The 20,914-nt window shown below is 67.6% G+C and carries 15 protein-coding genes and 1 tRNA gene; 11 read left to right on the forward strand and 5 right to left on the reverse strand.

Features of this window, described 5'->3' with window-relative positions; all coding sequences use genetic code 11:
- The first annotated feature begins 211 nt into the window (after nucleotides 1-211).
- The 4 genes from gyrB (at nucleotide 212) to ACGFIB_RS31595 (ending at nucleotide 5,844) form a co-directional block, all read left to right on the forward strand.
- The gene (gene gyrB, locus ACGFIB_RS31580; RefSeq protein ID WP_142573363.1) at nucleotides 212-2,158 is read left to right on the forward strand and encodes a DNA topoisomerase (ATP-hydrolyzing) subunit B; all 1,947 of its coding nucleotides are present in this window, start codon (nucleotides 212-214) and stop codon (nucleotides 2,156-2,158) included.
- Between the two features lie 28 nt (nucleotides 2,159-2,186).
- Entirely contained in the window at nucleotides 2,187-4,688 is a 2,502-nt protein-coding gene (gyrA, locus tag ACGFIB_RS31585; protein ID WP_357238423.1) for a DNA gyrase subunit A, read from the forward strand.
- Nucleotides 4,689-4,905: 217 nt separating this feature from the next.
- Nucleotides 4,906-5,613: a DUF3566 domain-containing protein gene (locus ACGFIB_RS31590; protein WP_229689480.1), complete on the forward strand. Its 708-nt coding sequence runs from the start codon at nucleotides 4,906-4,908 to the stop codon at nucleotides 5,611-5,613.
- Nucleotides 5,614-5,767: 154 nt separating this feature from the next.
- A tRNA-Ile gene (locus tag ACGFIB_RS31595) sits at nucleotides 5,768-5,844 on the forward strand.
- A gap of 186 nt (nucleotides 5,845-6,030) precedes the next feature.
- Here ACGFIB_RS31595 and ACGFIB_RS31600 read toward each other — a convergent pair.
- On the reverse strand, nucleotides 6,031-6,219 hold the full coding sequence (locus ACGFIB_RS31600; RefSeq protein WP_393376718.1) for a hypothetical protein: 189 nt from the start codon (nucleotides 6,217-6,219) through the stop codon (nucleotides 6,031-6,033).
- A gap of 602 nt (nucleotides 6,220-6,821) precedes the next feature.
- Here ACGFIB_RS31600 and ACGFIB_RS31605 point away from each other — a divergent pair.
- Nucleotides 6,822-7,493 carry a hypothetical protein gene (locus tag ACGFIB_RS31605; RefSeq protein ID WP_393376719.1) on the forward strand — a complete coding sequence of 224 codons (672 nt, stop codon included), beginning with the start codon at nucleotides 6,822-6,824 and terminating at the stop codon, nucleotides 7,491-7,493.
- A 241-nt stretch (nucleotides 7,494-7,734) separates the two neighbouring features.
- Here the strand turns inward: ACGFIB_RS31605 and ACGFIB_RS31610 are convergent, their stop codons facing one another.
- Together ACGFIB_RS31610 and ACGFIB_RS31615 are read right to left on the reverse strand one after the other, a co-directional pair.
- Complete coding sequence (locus ACGFIB_RS31610; RefSeq protein ID WP_393376721.1) at nucleotides 7,735-8,160, reverse strand: hypothetical protein; 426 nt, start codon at nucleotides 8,158-8,160, stop codon at nucleotides 7,735-7,737.
- 29 nt (nucleotides 8,161-8,189) lie between these two features.
- Nucleotides 8,190-8,510 (reverse strand): transposase, encoded by a 321-nt coding sequence (locus ACGFIB_RS31615; RefSeq protein WP_393376723.1) that lies wholly within the window; start codon nucleotides 8,508-8,510, stop codon nucleotides 8,190-8,192.
- Between the two features lie 473 nt (nucleotides 8,511-8,983).
- Between ACGFIB_RS31615 and ACGFIB_RS31620 the strand changes: the two genes are divergently transcribed.
- Nucleotides 8,984-10,906, forward strand: a complete 1,923-nt coding sequence (locus ACGFIB_RS31620; RefSeq protein ID WP_393376724.1) for an AAA family ATPase — start codon at nucleotides 8,984-8,986, stop codon at nucleotides 10,904-10,906.
- Nucleotides 10,907-11,386: 480 nt separating this feature from the next.
- On the opposite strand, the gene ACGFIB_RS31625 is transcribed toward ACGFIB_RS31620, so the two are convergent.
- Both ACGFIB_RS31625 and ACGFIB_RS31630 read right to left on the reverse strand, forming a co-directional pair.
- On the reverse strand, nucleotides 11,387-11,593 hold the full coding sequence (locus tag ACGFIB_RS31625) for a helix-turn-helix domain-containing protein (RefSeq protein ID WP_393376726.1): 207 nt from the start codon (nucleotides 11,591-11,593) through the stop codon (nucleotides 11,387-11,389).
- The gene (locus tag ACGFIB_RS31630) at nucleotides 11,590-12,594 is read right to left on the reverse strand and encodes a DNA-methyltransferase (RefSeq protein WP_393376727.1); all 1,005 of its coding nucleotides are present in this window, start codon (nucleotides 12,592-12,594) and stop codon (nucleotides 11,590-11,592) included. Before ACGFIB_RS31630 ends, ACGFIB_RS31625 begins: the two co-directional genes overlap by 4 nt.
- A gap of 360 nt (nucleotides 12,595-12,954) precedes the next feature.
- Between ACGFIB_RS31630 and ACGFIB_RS31635 the strand changes: the two genes are divergently transcribed.
- The 5 genes from ACGFIB_RS31635 to ACGFIB_RS31655 are packed head-to-tail and all read left to right on the forward strand — an operon-like array spanning nucleotide 12,955 to nucleotide 20,906.
- A complete protein-coding gene (locus ACGFIB_RS31635; protein ID WP_393376729.1) occupies nucleotides 12,955-14,241 on the forward strand; it encodes a hypothetical protein in 1,287 nt (428 codons plus the stop codon).
- 5 nt (nucleotides 14,242-14,246) lie between these two features.
- On the forward strand, nucleotides 14,247-15,821 hold the full coding sequence (locus ACGFIB_RS31640; protein ID WP_393376731.1) for a conjugal transfer protein TrbL family protein: 1,575 nt from the start codon (nucleotides 14,247-14,249) through the stop codon (nucleotides 15,819-15,821).
- Nucleotides 15,818-16,756, forward strand: a complete 939-nt coding sequence (locus ACGFIB_RS31645; protein ID WP_393376732.1) for a PrgI family protein — start codon at nucleotides 15,818-15,820, stop codon at nucleotides 16,754-16,756. The genes ACGFIB_RS31640 and ACGFIB_RS31645 overlap by 4 nt, the downstream gene beginning before the upstream one ends.
- Nucleotides 16,753-18,513 carry a VirB4 family type IV secretion system protein gene (locus tag ACGFIB_RS31650; protein WP_393376734.1) on the forward strand — a complete coding sequence of 587 codons (1,761 nt, stop codon included), beginning with the start codon at nucleotides 16,753-16,755 and terminating at the stop codon, nucleotides 18,511-18,513. The genes ACGFIB_RS31645 and ACGFIB_RS31650 overlap by 4 nt, the downstream gene beginning before the upstream one ends.
- The gene (locus ACGFIB_RS31655; RefSeq protein WP_393376736.1) at nucleotides 18,510-20,906 is read left to right on the forward strand and encodes an ATP-binding protein; all 2,397 of its coding nucleotides are present in this window, start codon (nucleotides 18,510-18,512) and stop codon (nucleotides 20,904-20,906) included. Before ACGFIB_RS31650 ends, ACGFIB_RS31655 begins: the two co-directional genes overlap by 4 nt.
- Nucleotides 20,907-20,914 lie beyond the last annotated feature (8 nt).

Below are 20,914 nucleotides of genomic sequence, written 5' to 3' on the forward strand. Positions count from 1 at the left end.
GCATCACAGCCCCCGTGAATGCCACCTCATGTCTGTCGGACCGGTAGAATATAAACGGACTCAAGGACACGTCCGGTTTGCGTCACCCCGGTCCCATGGGGCCGATTTCCCCTGGGTGCGCATCGGGGCACTCACGACGGTGACGGGCACGGCAGGGGCAGCCGATCCACGGTGTCGCCCGCCGCGTGTCCGCGGCAGGAGGATTTCGCACTTGTCCTACGACGCTAGCTCTATCACCGTTCTCGAAGGGCTGGAAGCGGTCCGCAAGCGCCCCGGCATGTACATCGGTTCCACCGGTGAGCGCGGGCTGCACCACCTCGTCTACGAGATCGTCGACAACGCGGTCGACGAGGCGTTGGCCGGCCACAACGATCTGATCGAGGTCACCCTGCTCGCCGACGGCGGCGTGCGCGTGATGGACCACGGACGCGGCATTCCCGTGGGTATCGTCGCCGCCGAGGGCAGGCCCGCCGTCGAGGTCGTCTTCACCGTGCTGCACGCCGGCGGCAAGTTCGACAGCAAGTCGTACGCCGTCTCGGGCGGCCTGCACGGCGTGGGCGCCTCGGTCGTCAACGCGCTGTCGAGCCGCCTGGAGGTCGAGGTCCGCACCGACGGCCACGTGTGGCGGCAGAAGTACTTGACGGCCAAGCCGACGGCCCCGCTGGAGAAGGGCGAGCCGACCGGCGAGCACGGCACGACGATCAGCTTCTGGCCCGACCAGGACATCTTCGAGACGACCGCCTGGAGCTTCGAGACGCTGGCGCGCCGATTCCAGGAGATGGCCTTCCTCAACAAGGGCCTCATGATCAAGCTGACCGACGAGCGGCCCGACCACATCATCGACGGCGCGCTCAAGGTGGTCACCTACCACTACGAGGGCGGCCTGTCCGACTTCGTCAGCCACTTGAACTCGAAGAAGGACCCGATCCACAACTCGGTCATCGACTTCGAGGAGCACGGCGACGGCATCTCGGTCGAGATCGCCATGCAGTGGAACGCCTCCTACAGCGAGTCGGTCTACACCTTCGCCAACACGATCAACACCGCCGAGGGCGGCACCCACGAGGAGGGCTTCCGCGCCGCGCTGACGACGATCGTCAACCGCTACGCGCGCGAGCAGAAGTTCCTCAAGGAGGGCAAGGACGACAACCTCAGCGGCGACGACGTCCGAGAGGGGCTCGCCGCGATCATCTCGGTGAAGCTGGCCGACCCGCAGTTCGAGGGCCAGACCAAGACCAAGCTGGGCAACACCGAGGCGAAGTCGTTCGTCCAGAAGGCCTGCAACGACCACCTGCGCGACTGGTTCGAGCGCAACCCGGGCGAGGCCAAGGAGATCATCAACAAGTCGCTGCAGGCCTCCCGGGCCCGCATCGCGGCCCGCCAGGCGCGCGACCTCACCCGCCGCAAGTCGCTGCTGGAGAGCGGCAGCGGCCTGCCCGGCAAGCTGGCCGACTGCCAGTGGTCGGAGCCGGAGAAGTGCGAGCTGTTCATCGTCGAGGGCGACTCGGCCGGCGGCTCGGCCAAGGGCGGGCGCGACCCCAAGTTCCAGGCGATCCTCCCGCTCCGCGGCAAGATCCTGAACGTCGAGAAAGCCCGGATCGACAAGGTCCTCAAGAACAACGAGGTCCAGGCGCTCATCACGGCTCTCGGCACCGGCGTTCACGACGAGTTCGACATCTCGAAGCTGCGCTACCACAAGCTGATCCTGATGGCGGACGCCGACGTGGACGGCCAGCACATCACCACGCTGCTGCTGACGCTGCTGTTCCGCTTCATGCGCCCTCTGATCGAGGCCGGGCACGTCTACCTGTCCCAGCCGCCGCTCTACAAGATCAAGTGGGACCGCAAGGGCGAGGACGCGTCGTACGCGTACTCGGACCGGGAGCGGGACGCGATCATCGAGGACGGCGTCGCCCGCGGCCGGCGCGACCCCCGTCTCCACGACGGCGTGCAGCGGTTCAAGGGTCTGGGCGAGATGAACGCCTCCCAGCTGTGGGACACCACGATGAACCCCGACACCCGGGTGCTGCGCCAGGTCACCCTCGACGACGCCGCCCAGGCCGACGACCTGTTCAGCGTGCTGATGGGCGAGGACGTCGAGGCCCGCAGGAACTTCATCATCACCAACGCCCGCGACGTCCGGTTCCTCGACGTCTGAGCAGCGCGGCCAACCAGAAGGACTTTTCGTGACGGAAGTGAACACGCCGCCTGGGCCCCCCGCCGATCGCATCGAGCCGGTCGACATCCAGGCCGAGATGCAGCGCAGCTATATGGACTACGCGATGTCCGTCATCGTGTCCCGCGCGCTGCCCGACGTCCGCGACGGCCTCAAGCCCGTGCACCGCCGCGTGCTCTACGCGATGTTCGACGGCGGCTACCGGCCCGACCGCGGCTACTTCAAGTGCTCCCGCGTCGTCGGCGACGTCATGGGTTCGTATCACCCCCACGGCGACACGTCGATCTACGACACCGTCGTACGGCTCGCGCAGCCGTGGTCGCTGCGCTACCCGCTCGTCGACGGTCAGGGCAACTTCGGCTCGCCGGGCAACGACCCGGCCGCCGCGATGCGGTACACCGAGTGCCGCCTCGCGCCGATCGCCATGGAGATGCTCCGGGACATCGACAAGGAGACCGTCGACTTCCAGCCCAACTACGACGGGCGGTCGCAGGAGCCGATCGTCCTTCCGTCGCGGTTCCCGAACCTGCTGGTCAACGGATCCGCCGGCATCGCCGTCGGCATGGCGACCAACATCCCGCCGCACAACCTCCGGGAGGTCGGCGAGGCCGTCAAGTGGGCGCTCGACAACCTCGAGGCCACCGACGAGGAGATGCTCAACGGGCTGCTCACAATGGTGAAGGGCCCCGACTTCCCGACCGGCGCGCTGATCGTCGGCCGCCGCGGCATCGAGGACGCCTACCGCACCGGCCGCGGCTCGGTCATCATGCGGGCCATCGTTGAGGTCGAGGAGGACCCCAAGGGACGGCAGTGCCTGGTCGTCACCGCCCTGCCGTACCAGGTGAACCCGGACAACCTCGCGCTCACGATCGCCGAGCTGGTCAGGGACGGCAAGGTCACCGGGATCGCGGACGTCCGCGACGAGACGTCCTCGCGCACCGGCCAGCGGCTCGTGATCGTGCTCAAGCGCGACGCGGTCGCCAAGGTCGTGCTGAACAACCTCTACAAGCACACCCAGCTTCAGACCACGTTCGGCGCGAACATGATCGCGCTGGTGGACGGCGTGCCGCGGACGCTGCGGCTCGACCAGTTCGTCCGGCACTACATCACGCACCAGATCGAGGTCGTGGTCCGGCGGACCCGGTTCCTGCTGCGCAAGGCGGAGGAGCGGGCCCACATCCTGCGCGGCCTGCTCAAGGCGCTCGACCGGCTCGACGACGTCATCGCCCTGATCAGGCGGTCGCCCTCGGCGGCCGAGGCGCAGGGCGGCCTGATGACGCTGCTGGACATCGACCAGGTCCAGGCGCAGGCCATCCTCGACATGCAGCTGCGCAAGCTGGCCGCGCTGGAGCGGCAGCAGATCCAGGACGAGTACGACGGCCTGATGGCGCAGATCGCCGACTACCAGGACATCCTGGCCTCCGAGCCGCGGCAGCGCCGGATCGTGTCGGACGAGCTCGGCGAGATCGTCTCCAGGTACGGCGACGAGCGCAAGACCGAGATCATCGCGTACGAGGGCGACATGTCCATCGAGGACCTGATCGCCGAGGAGGACGTGGTCGTCACGATCACGCGCGGTGGCTACGCCAAGCGGACGAGCACCGACCTGTACCGGGCGCAGCGGCGCGGGGGCAAGGGCGTCAGGGGCGCGCAGCTCCGCCAGGACGACATCGTGGAGCACTTCTTCGTCACCACGACGCACCACTGGCTGCTGGCCTTCACCAACAAGGGCCGGGTCTACCGCTTCAAGGCGTACGAGCTGCCGGATTCGGGCCGGGACGCCCGCGGGCAGCACCTGGCCAACCTGCTCGCCATGCAGCCCGACGAGCACGTGATGGAGATTCTCGACCTGCGGGACTACAACGTCGCGCCCTATCTGGTGCTGGCGACCCGCAGCGGTCTGGTGAAGAAGACGCGGCTTTCGGAATACGATTCGCCGCGATCCGGTGGCCTGATCGCTATCAATCTGCGCGAGGATGACGAGGTGATCGCCGCCCGTCTCGTCTCCGAGGGTGATGACCTGCTGCTCGTGTCCAAGAACGCGCAGTCGATCAGGTTCACCGCCTCGGACGATGCGCTGCGCCCGATGGGGCGTGCCACCAGCGGTGTGATCGGCATGCGGTTCGTGGACGGTGACGAACTTCTCGCGATGAACGTCATGGGCGACGGCGACGACGTGTTGATCGCGACCGAGGGTGGGTATGCGAAGCGGACACCCGCCGACCAGTACCCGGTCCAGGGCCGGGGCGGCAAGGGCGTACTGACAGCGAAGATTGTCAGCGCTCGTGGCAAGCTGGTCGGAGCCGTCATGGTGCGTCCCGAGGACGAGGTCTTCGCGATCACCTCTGCCGGCGGGGTGATCCGTACCAGCGCCGGCGAGATCAAGCAGTCGGGCCGCCAGACCATGGGCGTCCGCTTGATGAACCTGGCCGAGGGTGACAGCGTTGTGGCCCTCGCTCGCAACGCCGAGTCGTTGGAGACCGAGGAGAACGGGGCAGGAGGCGAGGCATGAGCGAGCGTAGCGAGCGAATCGCCGAACACAGTGCGGTCCGCGGATGCGCACCCGAGCCGTCAGACGAGGGCGTGGCATGAGTGACACCGGCGGACCGCGGACACCTGGCGGCAAGCAGGGACCCACGGGCGCTCGCCCGTCGTCATCTTCGAACGGCGTTACCGCACGGGCGCACGATGGCGGTAGCGTCGCCAAGGTGGCTTCCGAAGGAGATGACGTGACCGCCGCCGACAAGGCGAAGGCCGACGACACCATGCGCATCCGGACCTCGGCCGCCGACCAGCCCTGGAAGCGGCAGACGGCCTCGGACGGCGCGTCCGACAACGGCAGGGCCGACGGCGGCGGAGCGACCGCGCAGTATCCCCGGCCCACCGGCCTCGGTGCGTCCACACCCTCTGTGGATAACGGGCGTCCGCCTGTGGACAACGGTCGTCCCCCGACGGACGGCGGCTCCGTACGCGGCCTGAGCTTCGGCCCGGCCGGAGACCGCGCGGAGTCGTCCAAGGCCGAGTCCTCCAAGAAGGACAAGAAGCTCGGCGTGCGCCCGCCGCGCAAGGCCCACCTGGTCCTGCGCAGGATCGAGCCGTGGTCGGCGATGAAGTTCAGCTTCGTCGTGTCACTGGTGTGCTTCGTCGTGCTGTTCGTGGCCGTCGCCGTGCTGTACGGCGTGCTGTCGGCGCTCGGCGTCTTCGCCTCGATCACCGACACCGTCAACCAGCTCACCAGCGGTGCCGGAGGCGCCGGAGCCGGCACCATCGACATCGCGAGCTGGTTCGAGCCGGTCCGCATCCTCGGGTACGCGGCTCTGCTGGGCGCGCTGAACGTCGTGCTCATCACCGCGCTGTCCACCCTCGGCTCCGTGATCTACAACATCTCCGCGGACCTCGTGGGCGGTGTCGAGGTCACCTTCAGCGAAGCCGAGTGACCCCACCGGTACGGCTGGCCGCCCACACGAGCGGCCTGCCGTACGGATGCGCCCTATGGCACGACCACAGGCCCGGACACGGTAAGCTTTTCCTCGTTCGCAGCGACGGATTCGCCACCGGAAACGGGATGCGGTAACGTTCGTCGCACGGTGCGGGGCTATAGCTCAGTCGGTTAGAGCGCTTCCCTGATAAGGAAGAGGTCCCAGGTTCAAGTCCTGGTAGCCCCACCACGAAGTACCAGCTCAGAGGCCAGTTCCCAAGATTCGGGACCTGGTCTCTTGATCGTTTGTTAGCCACTCGTTAGTGGGCCAGCCCCGACCAGGTGACAGAGATCAGTCTGCATCGACAGCACCCAGGTTCGACCTGGACGATCATTCCTGGTTGCTTGAACACGGAAGATCTACGCCACTGGCGCTTCAGGTCCAGTTGGGCACCAGCCCGCTCATGAGCAGTGGCCCGGCGAGCGGGTGAGTCAGGTCGAACCGATGGGCTAGGTCTTGGGGAATCAGATCGGCGCGTCGGGTGGTGGCATTGGCGTGCGCGACGGCGCTGTCGGCGTCAAGGCCAGCCGCATCCGCGCGCAGCTGGTGGGCGATGGCGCGCACGTAGGCGCCGGTGCCCGTCGCCTGCCCAGGGCCGCTTCCCCTTGCGCGAGGGCCTCGGCTTGCGCCCCGTTTCGCCTGTGTCGGGCTGGCGTCCGTCGCTGCGGTATTACCGACGAGGAGCCGTTGCACTTTGGCTGCAGGAATGACGCAGCGAGGCGGCAGGTTGATGTCGTCTCGTGATCGCGGGTCAGGGCGCCGGCTCAGAAAACCGCCCGGCGCGGCCGCGGTGCGGCGGTCGCCCCCCGGCTGCTGATGCAGCGTCAGTGTCGGCGCCCGCGTGAACGACATGCGGGTGGCGGCGTGGTAGGGGGAGAACGGCTACCAGCGCGGGGCGTTCCTCTTGTCGTTCGCAGCGCAGCGGACCCCGGAGGAGCCAACGGCGCGGGTTCACGTCGGAGTTCGATCGCTTGGTAGGCGAGTAGACAGGTCTTGGAATCGAGTCATGACAAGGTGGAGTTCGCAGGCGGCGTCTTCGACAGTCGACGGCGACAGCCAGCCTCATGTTTTCATCATGGCGGGAACTCCTGCGTGACCGGCAGGCGTTGCATGATCAGCCCCGGCGGTTTGTTCGAATCTTCAGTCCCCTCCGATAGGTTCCGTGCATGCTCTTCCTGGCGCCGACGCCGTCGCCCATCCCCACTGTGACCGTTACGCAGACCGTGGTCGTACCAACGTCCTTCCCCACGCCGATCATCCGCGTCGTGGCGCCGGCCGACGACTTCAGCTGGCTGAAGGACTTCTTTCTCGGCAACTTCGGCGGCGCCTTGCTCGGTGTCCTGGGAGCGATGCTGGCTACTTGGTTCGTCATCAAGAGTGACCGTGGGGGGCGCGATGAGGAGTACCGCCGCAACTTGGCTCTGGAGTTCGCCGACGCCACCCACCAACTGGCCAAAGAGCTTGTGTCTCCAGACTTAACTCCCTCGCTTCTCGATGAGAAGCTCCATCGCTTCGTCGCCTCCTATGCGCGAGTGCACAGTCTCTACTCGGGTCACCGCGTCCACGGATCATTCGCGACCTGGCTCACATATTTGGCCGGGCCGATCAGTCCTGAGCTCCAGCCGCTCAAGTGGGCTCTCAGGAATCCTCCCGAGCCAGCCCAGGCTGCCGAACTCATACAACTCATCAACAAGACCAGAGTGGACCTAGAGGTCATCGAAGCAACGACGCTGGAATGGCTGAAGTCGCCCAAGACATGGGAGCCGGACCTCTCGGCACGCGAGGCGCACGAAAGAGTGTTGGAGACGCTGCGATCGCGATCCGAGTCCGCAAACTAAGACAGGTTGCGGCCGATGGAGTCCGCCTCGCCGCTCATGCGCTGGTGACCGCCTCCAACGCCTTGCCTGAGCCGGTCGACCTCGATCGCCATGCTTGAGAAGCCGGCGGAGTTCGGCCACTGTGCGGCAGTAAGCGACGTGCTAGCGAGACAGCGGATGCGGAGGACGGCCGTCGGACACGAGCGCCTCCACCTCGTTCCCGCTGGTCCCGACTCACGATTTAGAGCCTGCTGACGAAGGCTTAAGTGCTCGTGGGGATGGGGCCGTAGAGCGCTGGTCCGATCTTGTTGATGTAGCCCTGGTGGGACCACTGAGACAGTTGGACGCGGAAGCTGTTGACGTTCTCGATCCCGAGAATGGCGGCCAGTTCGGTCCCCTTCCAGGCTCGCCAGGGCTGGGCGGCCAGGAGTTCCAGGACCTTGCCGCGCCGGTCGGGGCTGGACAGGTCCGGAAGTGGTGGCGGGCCGGCCCACCGGCCATGGGGTGGCTGGCCTGCCAGCTCGCGGGTCAGGCGGCGGGTCATCTGGTGCACCGTGGCCCACCAGATCAGGGCTTCGTGGTGCTCGGGTCTGCGTTCGTAGATCCGCACCAGCCGGCGGTAGCGGGTCAGCCAGGCGAAGGTCCGTTCCGCCACCCACCTGCGCGGCAGCACGACGAAGCCACGCACGTCGTCGGAGCGCTTGACGATCGCGACGCTCAGGTGGAGCAGGGCAACTCGCCGCGTCCGGCCAGGATGCGCAGCCGGCCGCGTAAGCGTCCGGCGAGCCGTTCGGGCAGACCACGCCGCGACCACCGCAGGAAGAAGGCGTAGACCGCCTCGTGCGGCGGGAAGTCCACCGGCAGGGCCCGCCATTCGATCCCGTACCTGGTCACGTAGTTGATCGCGTCGAGTGTCGCGCGCAGGTCATGCACCATCGGCCTGCCGGCGGCCTGCACCAGTTCGGCCATGACCGCCCGTGCCTCACCTTCGAGCACCGCCCACTCGGCATCGGTCAGATCCGGCGGATATGACGGCATCCGGTCATGACATCGGCACCCCGGTGAGGCGCAACCACTGGCGCTCACGGACGCGGGCGTGTAAACAGACAACCACGGGCTCCTGGTTGCCGAGTTGCGTAGACAACACCTCAGCTATCAGGAGCCCGCTCCTATCCGCAGGCGTATCGCTCGAAGAGCTCGACCAGGGCACCCTCGTCCCCGCCCCAGCGACCAAATCCTTCGTCAGCAGGCTCTTAGACCGCAGGTCAAGATGCCACAAAGCGGGCCTTGTTCGAATGGCGCAGTTTTGTCGGGCGCCGGGAGTAGGCTTCGATCAACGCAAAAAGCCCGGTATGCGTCGCACGCGGGTGACGAGCGCCCCGGGGGTTCTTCCCAATTCGCACCTGGACGATACCCCAGCCTCCGATGGAGCACACGGTCGCCCCCTAGTGGACCGTTCCTCGTTCCGATCCGACGCGCACCGGCCGACCACGTAGCTCAAGGAGGAGTACGTGCAACTGACCGGTGCCCATGTCACCTACTACAGGTCCGTGGAAGACTCCGGAGAGTTCGCCATTGAGCCGGACGTCACCTGTCTGGTAGGCAAGAACGAATCCGGTAAGACGGCTGTCCTGCAAGCTATCTTCCGGTCCAATCCTGTCGAGGCCGACAAGCGATTCGACGAGATCGTCGACTTCCCCTCGCGGCACACTCGGTTGCGCAAAGGATGGGACGCCGATCAGATGATCCCGGTCGTCACACTGTCCTTCCGCATGGGCGACGACGAGATCGAGAAGATCGAGGAGGATCTCGGCGAAGGAGCCGTGACTGACCCGAACGTGGTCTACAAACGCGGCTACCGCGACGCGAGTGGTCGCATGAGTGTTCAGGTCAACGAAAAGGCAGTGCTGGACCACCTGCGCAAGGATCTGGACCTTTCCTCTGCCGCCGCCACGGCCATCGGCGCGGCGACGACTATCGAAGAGCTGTTCGCTGCAATCACCTCCCTGGACGAGATCCCGTCCGCGCTCCAGCGGGTAGCGGAACGAATCGGAGGATGGCGCAATCACAGTGCACTGTCGCACGTCATCGATAAGCACGTCTTCCCGGCCATGCCGAAGTTCGTCTACTTCGCGGACTACGACACCATGCCCGGAAAGGTGTCCATCCCCGACCTGATGAGGCGACGCGCCCAGGACGAACTGAAGCGGGGCGAGCACGCGCTCCTCAGCCTGTTGTCCATGGCCGGTGCCAAACTCGAAGACTTCCTCGTCACCGACAACCATGAAAGGTTGACCCGTGAACTAGAGAACGCTAGCAACCTGATCTCAGACGAAGTCTTCGAGTACTGGTCACAGAACAACGAACTCGAAGTGCAGCTCAAGATCTTGCATCCCGAGCAGAACGCCCAACCGCCGCTCCACGAGGGGCCAATTCTCGAGGTGCGCGTCCACAATCATCGGCACCGTGCCTCCGTGCCCTTCGATGAGCGGTCTCGCGGCTTCGTCTGGTTCTTCTCGTTCCTGGCCTACTTCAACCAGATCGAGGAGGACGCGGAGCAGGACCTGATCCTGCTCCTCGACGAGCCCGGACTGTCTCTTCATGGCCGCGCTCAGGAGGATCTGCTCCGCCTGATCGATGATCGGCTCGCCCCAAAGCATCAGGTGCTGTACACGACCCACTCCCCGTTCCTCGTCTCGCCCGATCACTTGGACAGGGTCCGCACCGTCGTTGACCAGGACAAGGTAGGTACGAAGGTATCGGCGGAGATCTTCAAGGCCGACGAGGACACCATCTTCCCCCTGCTCACCGCCATGGGTATCGATATGACCCAGACCTTGTTCATCGGTGAGCACAACCTCCTCCTTGAAGGTCCGAGCGACCTGATCTATCTCGACGTTCTCACCGACGTCGTGGAGAAGGGCGGACAGCGTGGCCTCGATCCTCGCTGGGTCAAGATTCCGATCGGTGGGGCAGGTAAGCTCTCCACTTTCGTCAGCCTGCTCGGAGCCAACAAGCTCAATGTCGCGGTCCTAGTCGACTCAAGCACCAAGGATGTCAGCGCGGTCAAGCGCCTACGCGAGAACGGACAGCTCAGCGCCAACGGCCTGGTCCAGATCAGCGAGGTCACCGGCACCGCTGACGCCGACATCGAAGACCTCTTCGAGACGGACTTCTACCTCGATCTGGTCAACCTGGCCTACGCCAAGGAACTGACCACGCCTCTCACCGCGGCCGACCTCAACGCCCACGATCCCCGAGTAGTACGACAGATTGAGAGCTACTTCCAACAGAACAGCCTGGGTAAGTTCAATCATTACCGGCCGGCCGCAGTGCTCGTCCGCGAGCAAGCTACCCTTCTGCCGAAGATCAGCTCCGTCACCGTCTCCCGGGCAGCGCAGCTGTTTGCCCGACTGAACGGCCTCCTCCCCTAGAACGTCGAGGCAGCCCGACCTCGATCGGGCCGCCTCTGGCAGTCACCGGCGAGTCACAGCATAAGCCGCTTGCGCTTTCGTCTTGATTTCGTCGTCCGTGCCCTCTAGCAGCGCGGCGAGCGATCTCCCCGTTCATGGTCTTGCCAGCGGCGCGGGCGACGGCGGTGCAGCCGATTCACTCGGACTCGAGCCGAAACATGGGGTTGGGCTGCTCAGCCCGTAGGCGCCGTCGAGATCGGCGAGTGATGCTGGACGTCAGCCGCCAACGCCTCACCCGGCTGACGAACAGCGTCGACTGCCCGCGCCCGGTGGGTGACTCAAGACGGGCAACGGTGTGGCGCAGTGACGAGGCCTGTGCGCGGGAAGGTCGGCGGACGTGGCGTTGAAGGCGGCGGACACTTCGATGAACGCGACCGTGAACGAGCTGGAGAGCCCGGTGGGCGCGACTCCGGGCCAGAGCGGAAGGCGGCCTCGGTAACTTCACTGGATGTCACCGTCAAGAAGTCTCAGCAGGTCTGGCGTAGAGATGCGGTAGAGGTCGCCGATGCGGATGGCCCGGACGGGGAACTCGGCCTTCTTGGCCAGCTCGTAGGCCTTGGTCCGGCCGATGCCGAGGATGCGGGCGGCGGTCATCAGGTCGAGCGTCGGTGGCAGGTCCTGGAGGTCCCGGAGGGTGATGTCCTTCATCCGATGCCTCCTGCCGCTGCCGATGCTTCACGGATCCGCGCTACCGCAAGCTTGCAGTAGTCCGCGTTGAGTTCGATGCCGATGAACTGCCGACCGAGTTGCCGGGCGGCAAGGGCCGTTATTGCCGCTCCGGAGAAGGGGTCCAGGACGCTGCCGCCGGGGCGGCAGCCGGCGGCAATGGCGCGGAGCGGAATGTCGATCGGGAACGGCGCGAAGTGGGCGCCGCGGTAGGGCCTGGTTGAGATGGTCCAGACGTCGCCGGGGTTGCGGCCGTTCGGGTTGGCCGCACCATGGGCACGGCCGGCGGGGCGGATAGCGGTGCCGTGCGGTGCGCCGGCTGACTCCGTCAGGCTGTACTTGCCGACCGGTGGCCAGGGCATTTGAATGGCGTTGGGCTTCATCTCGCCGCGCCGCGCCCGCCGGGACAGCGCGCGGTCGCCGGTGTACTGCTCGCGGATGGCGTTGAGGTCGAACCAGTAGAAGAGCTGCTTGACGAGTAGGAAGATCAGCTCGTACCGGGTGGAGAGCCGGTCCAGGACCGACTGCGGCATGGCGTTGGGCTTGGACCAGACGATCGCGTTGCGCAGGATCCAGCCGTCCTGCTGGAGGGCGAAGGCGACCCGCCAGGGCATGCCGAGCAGGTTCTTGGGCGGCACGACGCGAGGGGAGCGAGGGCGCACCACCGGCTGCCGTTGGTTGTAGCTGTCGCCGCGGGCGTAGCCGTCGGAGTTGGCGGCGTAGACGTCGCCGAGGTTGAGCCAGCAGGTGCCGTCGTTGGCCAGCACACGCCGGGCCTCCGCGAACGTAGCGCGGAGGTTCTCCACGTACTCGTCGGGTGTCGACTCCTGGCCGTACTCCTCCGGGCAGTGGTCGCGCAGCCCGTAGCAGGGCGGACTGGTCACCAGGCAGTCCACGGACCGGTCGGGCATCTCGGAGAGCACTTCACGCGCGTCGCCGAGGTGCAGGGTGGCGTGGTCGTCTCGCCAGTACGGAACCCTCATCACGCCTCCCCCTGCATGGAGAAAGCCTTCGTGAGAGGCGGCCGCCCGGCCGAGGCCGGCTGGCGAGGGACCTGAAGCCAGGTCGTGCTCGTTACTTCCATTTCTGTTTCGGGGCGGAACTCAGATACGCGCTTCGAGTGCAGCAGCGGCCTCCGGCACCGCTCCGGCGTGAGCCGTTAGCCCTGGTGAGAGCACCTTCGTACCTCTGGCGTCGCTCTGGCGGAAGCCTCTCGACATGCCGCACCACCAAACGCCAGAGGCGTGCCAGAAGCAGTCGGGGATTGGCGCCGGAGCCGTGCCAGAGGCCCCTCCTACAACCGGGTTTGACGAAGCGAAATCCCTCTCGCCGTGGAGAACCCGATGAGCACGAACCCATCCGACACGGCCGGCCCGGACCGGTCACCCCTGGACATCGCCGAGCGCGCCTTCCAGATGCTCGCCTGCGCGCCCAGCAGCCTCGCCGTCGACGGCAGGGAGGTCGGGCACGGCCTCCCCCGCCGGGGAATGTCGCTGATCGAGCTGCGGGATGTGCTGATCCACCCCTCCTGCTCGAACGCCGCCCGGGATGCGGTCTGGCGGTTGCTCGTGACGCGGGCCCGGCAGGACGGGCCGCAGTGGATGGTGAGTGCCGTCGGCGTTGCCGTACCGGCACTGCGCGGCATCAGCGGCAGGATCTGCCGCGGCTACGTTGCCGGAGACCCGGAAGACATCGACACCGAGGTCCTGACCGCGTTCATCGAGGCAATCCGTACGGCCGACCTCGACACGCCGAGCGTCTTCCCCCGAATGTGCGCCGCGGCCAAGTGGGCCGGCGAGCGCGCCCGGGAGAACGCGGAGGCCGGAGCCGCCCGGCGCTTTCCGCTCGAGGAATCCTCACCCCCTGCCGTCCCTTGGGGACACCCGGACCTCGTCCTCCTGGATGCCGTCGCCAAGGGCGTCATCAGCGAGGTCGACGCCGAGCTGATCGGCATGACCCGCCTGGAGAAGCGCACTTTGGCCGACGCCGCCCGAGAGCTCGGCCTGACCACCGAAGCGGCCAAGAAGCGCCGACAGCGCTGCGAACCGATCCTCGTCGAAGCCGTCCTGAGCGGCGAGGTCGAGGCGGCCACGTCCCTAACGATCTCCTCCACCCCTTCTAGAGAGGTGGAGAAGGACGTCCCCATGACTTCCGCGCGGAGCCGGAGCTCGGATACGCAACCCGACACCACCACGAGGAAAGGAGGCTGGGGCAGCCTCACCGGCTCCGCGCGGATCCCTCACCTGCCGGCACTGCGGAAACCGCGGCGGCACGTCGTTCGCGTCCTGCTCGTCGTCGGCATAGCGGCGGCAATCATTGCCGTCCTCGTTGCCGCAGCCCTGGCCGACGGCGGCAACGCGACTGCCGTGATCCACGCCGCTGCTCCGCCGACCCGGCCAGACCAGCTCGATCAGGTCTTCACCAACCTGCGGAACTGGATCGTCGGGCTGCTCGCCACGCTGGCGACGCTCATGTTCACCATCGGCGGCCTGCGCTATCTGGTCGCCGGCGGGGATCCCGGCGAGGTCCAGAAAGCCAAGGTCGCTTTCAAAGCCGCCGCCCTCGGTTACGCCCTGGCCGTGCTGGCACCGCTGTTCGTCAACGTGCTCAAGCACGTCGTCGGCGGGTGACCGCGATGGCCGTCGAGATTCTTATCCACACCCTGTGGACCAATCCCTCGCCCACTCCGTCGCCGGTGGTCGAACTGCCACCGGTCCCGAGCGGCAACACCGGCATCAGCTTCGGCATCGGCGACTGGATCACCAACCAGATCAACGCCTGGTTCACCGAGCTCGTCGGATCCGCGATCAAGCCGTTGCTGGACGCCCTGGCCGCCACGCTCCTGGCCACGCCGAGCATCGACGGTCAGATACGGATCGAGGACCTGTGGCACGTGACCCTGGTCATCGCGAACGGATCCTTCATCCTGTTCGCCACCGTCGGCGGGATCCTGGCCATGAGCTACGAGACCGTCCAGACCAGGTACGCGATCAAAGAGATCCTGCCCCGGCTCGTCGTGGCCTTCCTGGCCGCCAACGCCAGCTTCCTGCTGACCAGCAAGGCCATCGATTTCGGCAACGCGATCGCCCAGGCGCTGCTCGGCCAGGGCTTCGATGCGCGCAGGGCGGCCAACGCGATCCGCCTGCTCGTCCTGCTGCCCGACGCATCGCCGATCTTCTACATCCTGCTCGCCCTTGTGGCCGTGGTGCTGCTTGTGGTGTTGCTCATCACCTTCGTGCTCCGAGTGGCCCTCACCACCCTGCTGGTGGTCGCGGCTCCGCTGGCCCTCGCCTGCCATGCGCTGCCTCAGACGGACGGCCTGGCGCGGCTGTGGTGGCGGGTCTTCACCGGGCTGCTGCTCATCCAGATCTGTCAGTCGCTCACGCTCGTCACGGCCGTACGGGTCTTCTTCAACCAGGACGGCCGCGAGGTCATGGGGCTCACCGGCCGGGGCCCGCTCTACAACCTCCTGCTCGCCCTCGTCCTGCTGATCATCTTGGTGCGCATCCCCACCTGGATCTCACGGGTGATGTTCCTGCCCGGCGGCCGCGGTCTCGGTGTGGTCCGCATCGTCAAGTACGCCTTGGCGTACAAGGTCACTAGTCCGCTTCTCAGCGCCCTGCACCTCAAGAAGGGCTCCAAGGTCGGTGCGGCCAAGCGTGCCGTGAACATGGCAACGGTCAGGCACGCCCTGCCCGCCCTGGCGGCAGGCCCTGCCGGTACGGCTGCCGCGTCCGCTGCCACTGTGGCAACTGCCGCCACCGCAGCGCGCGGAGGTGCCGGACCGGCAAAGCACGCCCCCGTCGCCGCTCGCCGTCCGGTCAACGCGGCCAACTGGCAGCCGGCGGTCGCCAAGCACGCTCCCAGCGCTCCGCCGGTCCAGGGCAAGTACCGCCCGACGCCCGCGCCCTCGCGCCCGGTCCCGCCGTCGACTCCCGTCTTCGGCTACCCGCGCGAGAACTACTACGCCGCCGGGCCCGCCGGGCTCAGCCAGATGTACTGGCTGCGGAGTGCGGGAACCAGCTCGCCGCCTCCCCCACGCCAGACGGTCGTCCCTCCGGCGGCACCCAAACGACCGGTGCAGCCGATCGTGCCGCCGAACGCGCCCGTCCCGGGCTCTGTGGACTGGCCGGAGAACCCCGGACGACGTAAGCCGCCACCTCCACCTCGCCGCAGTACGCGCGGGCAGCGAGGGAGTGATGGACGATGAGCTGGAGCGAAGTCGTCCGCATCCCCGCCGATGTGGAACAGCCCGACCGGATCGTCTGGGGGTTCACCGCTCGGCAGGTGGCCATCCTCGCCGTCACCGGTGCGACTCTCTACCTCCTCTATACGACGCTCGGTGAGCGACTTCCCCTCGCCGTATTCGCGGTGATCACCTTGCTCGTGGCGGTGCTGGGAATCCTGCTGGGCGTCGCCACGCATGACGGTGTCAGCCTCGACCGGTTCCTCCTCGCCGCCCTCCGATACCACTGGTCCGCGAAGCGCCTGGTCTCGACGCCCGACGTGGTCGCGCCTCCGCCCGCCTGGATCGCGGCCAGTCGCGTCCCTGTCCCGGCACTGCTCAAACTGCCGGCGCGCGGAGTGATGGAGGACGGCCTGATCGACCTCGGGCCGGACGGAATCGTCGCGATCGCCGAGGTCTCCACCGTCAGCTTCGCCCTGCGGACTCCGGACGAGCAGGACGGGCTGGTCGCCGCCTTCGGGCGATGGCTGCACTCGCTGTCCGAGCGAGTGCAGATCCTGGTCCGTGCCGAGCGCGTCGACCTCGCCACGACGATTGGCGCTCTCGAGGAGCGCATCCCCCTGCTCCCGCACCCGGCGCTGGCTCATGCCGCCCGCGAGCACGTCATGTTCCTGACGGATCTAGCCACCCGTCACGAGCTGCTGCGGCGGCAGGTCCTGCTGGTGATCCGTGAACCCGCCGTCGGCGCCAACGGCACGACCGCGGCCGCGGCTCGCGCCTACCGCCGCCTGGCCGAGGCGGCCCGGCTCCTGGGCGCGTGCGGGCTCACCGTACGCCCACTGGACGCCGCAGCCGTCAGCGCGCTGCTGACCTCCTGCTTCGATCCGATGGCCCCGCCCCTGCCTGCGGACTTGCTCGCCCACCCCGACCAAGTGATCAGCAGGGGAGGCCGCCGATGAAGCTCCGCCTCCGCCGTACGCCCACTCCGCCCTCTGGCATCGGCCCAAACTCGATCCAGGTCCGGCCCCGCTGCCTGCATCTGGCCGACAGCTTCTGCGCCACGCTCGTCGTCACGGGATTCCCCCGCGAGGTCGCCCCCGGATGGCTGGAGCCGCTGCTGGCATACCCCGGCCGGCTCGACGTCTCGGTGCACATCGACCCACTGCCCTCGCTGGTCGCCGCCGATCGGCTCCGTAAGCAGCTCGCCCGCCTGGAATCAGGGCTCCGCTCTGACCAGGAGCACGGGCGCCTCCTGGATCCCGGCACGGAGGCCGCGGCCGAGGATGCCCAGGAGCTGGCGTCGAGGATCGCGCGCGGTCAGGCCAAGCTCTTCCGCGCCGCCATCTACCTGACCGTCCACGCCGGAAGCGAGCAAGAGCTCGACGATGCCTGCGCCCAGGTCCGTGCACTGGCCGCATCGCTGCTCCTGGACGCCCGGGTGGCCACCTTCCGGCAGGTGCAGGGCTGGATCAGCAGCCTGCCGTTCGCGTATGACAACGTGGGCACGCGCCGGACGTTCGACACGCCGGCCCTGGCCGCGGCGTTCCCCTTCTCGAGCCCGGACCTCACAGCGGAGCTGGGCCCTACGGCGGTGCTGTACGGCGCCAACACCGCCAGCTCGTCCCTGGTCGCCTGGGACCGCTTCGCACAGGACAACCACAACTCGGTGATCCTCGCCCGGTCGGGAGCGGGCAAGTCGTACCTCGCCAAGCTGGAGGCCCTGCGCTCTCTCTACACGGGCGTCGAGGTCGCGGTCATCGATCCCGAGGACGAGTACGCCCGGCTGTGCTCCGCCGTCGGCGGCGCGTACATCCACCTCGGCGCACCCAAGGTGCGGCTAAACCCCTTCGACCTGCCGCCCAGGAGGCAGCGCGACAGCGACCCGCTCACCCGGCGCGCGCTGTTCCTGCACACCCTGATCAGCCTCATGCTCGGCGAGCCGCTGGACAAGGTGAGCAAGGCGGCGCTCGACCGCGCCATCATCGCCGCCTACCGCAGAGCCGGGATCACCTTCGAGCCGCGCACCTGGAACCGCCGCCCGCCGTTCATGCGGGATCTGGTAACCGCGCTTACCAGTGATGTCGATCCCAAGGCCAAGGACCTGGCCGCAGGGCTCGCGCCGTATGTCACGGGGAGCCACCGTCAGCTTTTCGACGGCCCGACCACCACCCCGCCCGACTCCCACCTGATCGTCTTCTCCCTCCGAGATCTGCCGGAAGAGCTGAAGGCGGTCGGGACGCTGCTGACGCTGGACGCCATCTGGCGTCGCGTCTCCGATCCCCATGACCGGCGGCCTCGTCTCGTCGTGGTCGACGAAGCCTGGCTCCTGATGCGGGACCCCGAAGGTGCCCGGTTCCTCCTACGCATGGCCAAGGCCGCCCGCAAGCACTGGGCCGGGCTCTCGGTGGTCACCCAGGACGCCGGCGACCTCCTCGGCTCGGAGATCGGCCAGGCGATCATCGCCAACTCCACCACCCAGATCCTGCTCAAGCAGGCGCCCCAGGCGATCGACAAGGTCGTCGACGCCTTCCAGCTCTCCGAGGGAGAGCGGCAGCTCCTGCTGTCCGCCGAACGCGGGACCGGCCTGCTCACCGCCGGTGCCGGTGCTCAGCGCGTGCCCCTGCAAGTGATCGCCAGCCAGCGCGAGCACGACCTGGTGACCTCCTCGCCACAGGAGCTGTCCCGCATCGACTACGACGAGGAGAACTACCTGTGATTGAGGACCTCATCACCAACCCGTCCGCCCTCCTGAGCACGGCGTACGCCTGGCTCGAGGCGCACATGTGGCACGTGATCGCCTTCCTCGTCGGCGTAGACATCGGGCAGCTCCTGCTCGGACAGGCCCTGGTGCGTCTCCGCCACCGGCCCTGGTCCCGCGGTGCCCGGTGCGTCGAGATCCTCGCGCCGCCTATAGCCGACATGCCGGGCGCCGAGGCCCTTTGGGGCAACCTCGTCGGCTTGCTCCGCCCGGCCTGGAAGCGTGTCCTGTTCGGGCAACCGCACCTGGCCTTCGAGTACGTCTTCGGCTCCGGCGGCGTGAGCATCCGGCTGTGGGTGCCTGGGGTCATCCCCCAGCACCTGGTGGAGCACGCCATCGAAGCCGCCTGGCCGTCCGCGCGTACCGAAGTACGGGAAGCGACGCCGCCCGTGCCCCTCGCTGGCCTGTCGTACGGCGGACAGCTGAAGATCGCGCGCACCGAGCGGCTCCCGATCCGGCACGACCACAACACCGACCCGGTCCGGGCGCTCGTCGGCGCGGCCGTCGGCATGCCTGCCTGGCAGCACGCCGCTGTGCAGATCCTCGCCCGGCCGGCGACCGGCCGCCGTCTCACCAGCACGATCAAGACTGGACCGGCTGGGCTGGTGCGGGGCGTTCTCGACCTGCTGACTCCCGGGCCGATGCATCAGCACCTTCACCCGCAGCACCTGCGCCAGTACATAAAGGACCGGGCGGCCCAGCTGGAGGAATCCGCAGAGGCTCGCGCCATCAGGGACAAGGCGCTCCGGCCGCGTTTCGTCGTCGCGGTCCGCTATGTCGTACAAGCCGACCTGCCGACCACCGGCGACGACTCGGCGCTGAAATCGGCGCGGGCAGCCAGGCGGAACGCGATCCGAGGGCGCGCACACGCGATCGCTTCGGCGTTCGCCCTCTTCTCCGGGCACAACCGGCTCGAACGGCAACACCTGCCCCTGGCCGCGGCGCAGCTCGCGGGACGCCGACTCGGCAGAGGTTTCCTGCTCTCTCTGCCCGAGCTCGCGGCACTCGCTCATCTTCCGCTCGACGTCGCGGTGCCCGGGCTCCAGCGCGCCGGGGCCAACAGCGTCCCGCCTTCGCCGCAGATTGCGTACGGCAGGGAGCACGCCAAGGTGCTCGGCCTCTCCGACACAGGACATGTGCGGCCGGTCGCCCTGCGCGTCGCCGACTCCTTCCATCACGTGCACGTCCTCGGCCCGAACGGCACCGGCAAGTCGACGCTGCTCGCCCAGATGATCCTCTCCGACATCGAGGCCGGACGTGGAACCGCGGTGATCGAGGCGAAAGGGGACCTGATCAGCGATTTGCTGGGCCTGATCCCCGAATCCGCCGCTGACAAGGTCGTCCTGATCGACCCCGACGACCGGCACGCGCGCCCGTCGCTCAACGTCCTCGGCGGTGCCGAGCTGGATCGGGGCGTGGACAACCTCGTCGGCATCTTCCACAAGATCTACGCCGACTATTGGGGGCCTCGCACCGACGACATCCTGCGCGGCTGCGCTCTGACCCTGGCCTCGTACGGCGGCACCTTGGCCGACGTTCCCACACTGCTCATCGACGCCGAATTCCGGCGCCGTCTCGTGGCCGGCGTGCGCGACCCGCTCCTGCTCGGCTTCTGGCAGTGGTACGAGAGCCTGTCCGACTCCGCCCGGGCTCACGTCACCAGCCCGATCATGAACAAGCTGCGGGCCTTCCTGCTCCGGCCGTTCGTCCGCGACGTCCTCGGCTCTGCACAATCGACCTTCGACGTCGGCGATGTGCTGGACGGCGGGATCCTGCTCGTCCGGCTGCCCAAGGGAGTGCTCGGCGACGACAGCGCCCGTCTGCTCGGCTCCATGGTGCTGGCGCAGATCTGGCAGGCCGCGTCGCACCGCGCCAAGCTCGGCAAGCAGCGTTCGCCGGCCGCGCTCTACGTCGACGAGGCGCACAACTTCCTCACGCTGCCGCACGCGCTCAGCGACATGCTCGCGGAGGCCCGGGCATACCGGCTTTCGCTGGTGATCGCCCACCAGCACCTGGCTCAGCTTCCGCGGGAGCTCCGCCAGGCCATCTCCTCCGACGCACGCAACAAGATCTACTTCTCGCTGTCCCCGGAGGACGCCCGGGAGGTCGAGCACCACTTCACTCCCTACCTGCGTGCACACGACCTCGCCAACCTCGGGGCCTATCAGGCCGCCGCCCGCCTCATGTCGCGGTCCTCCGAGGCGCCTCCCTTCACGCTGCGCACCCGGCCACTGCCCGAACCCTCGCGTGAGGTCGAGCGCGTCATCAGGGCCGCGGCGGCCAAGGCCCACGGGCGCACCCTGACCGCACCGCCCACGATCCGCCGGGACGACCCCCGGCTCCACCTCTGAAGGAGAAG

This window comes from Microbispora bryophytorum (assembly GCF_043197435.1).
GTDB lineage: Bacteria > Actinomycetota > Actinomycetes > Streptosporangiales > Streptosporangiaceae > Microbispora > Microbispora bryophytorum.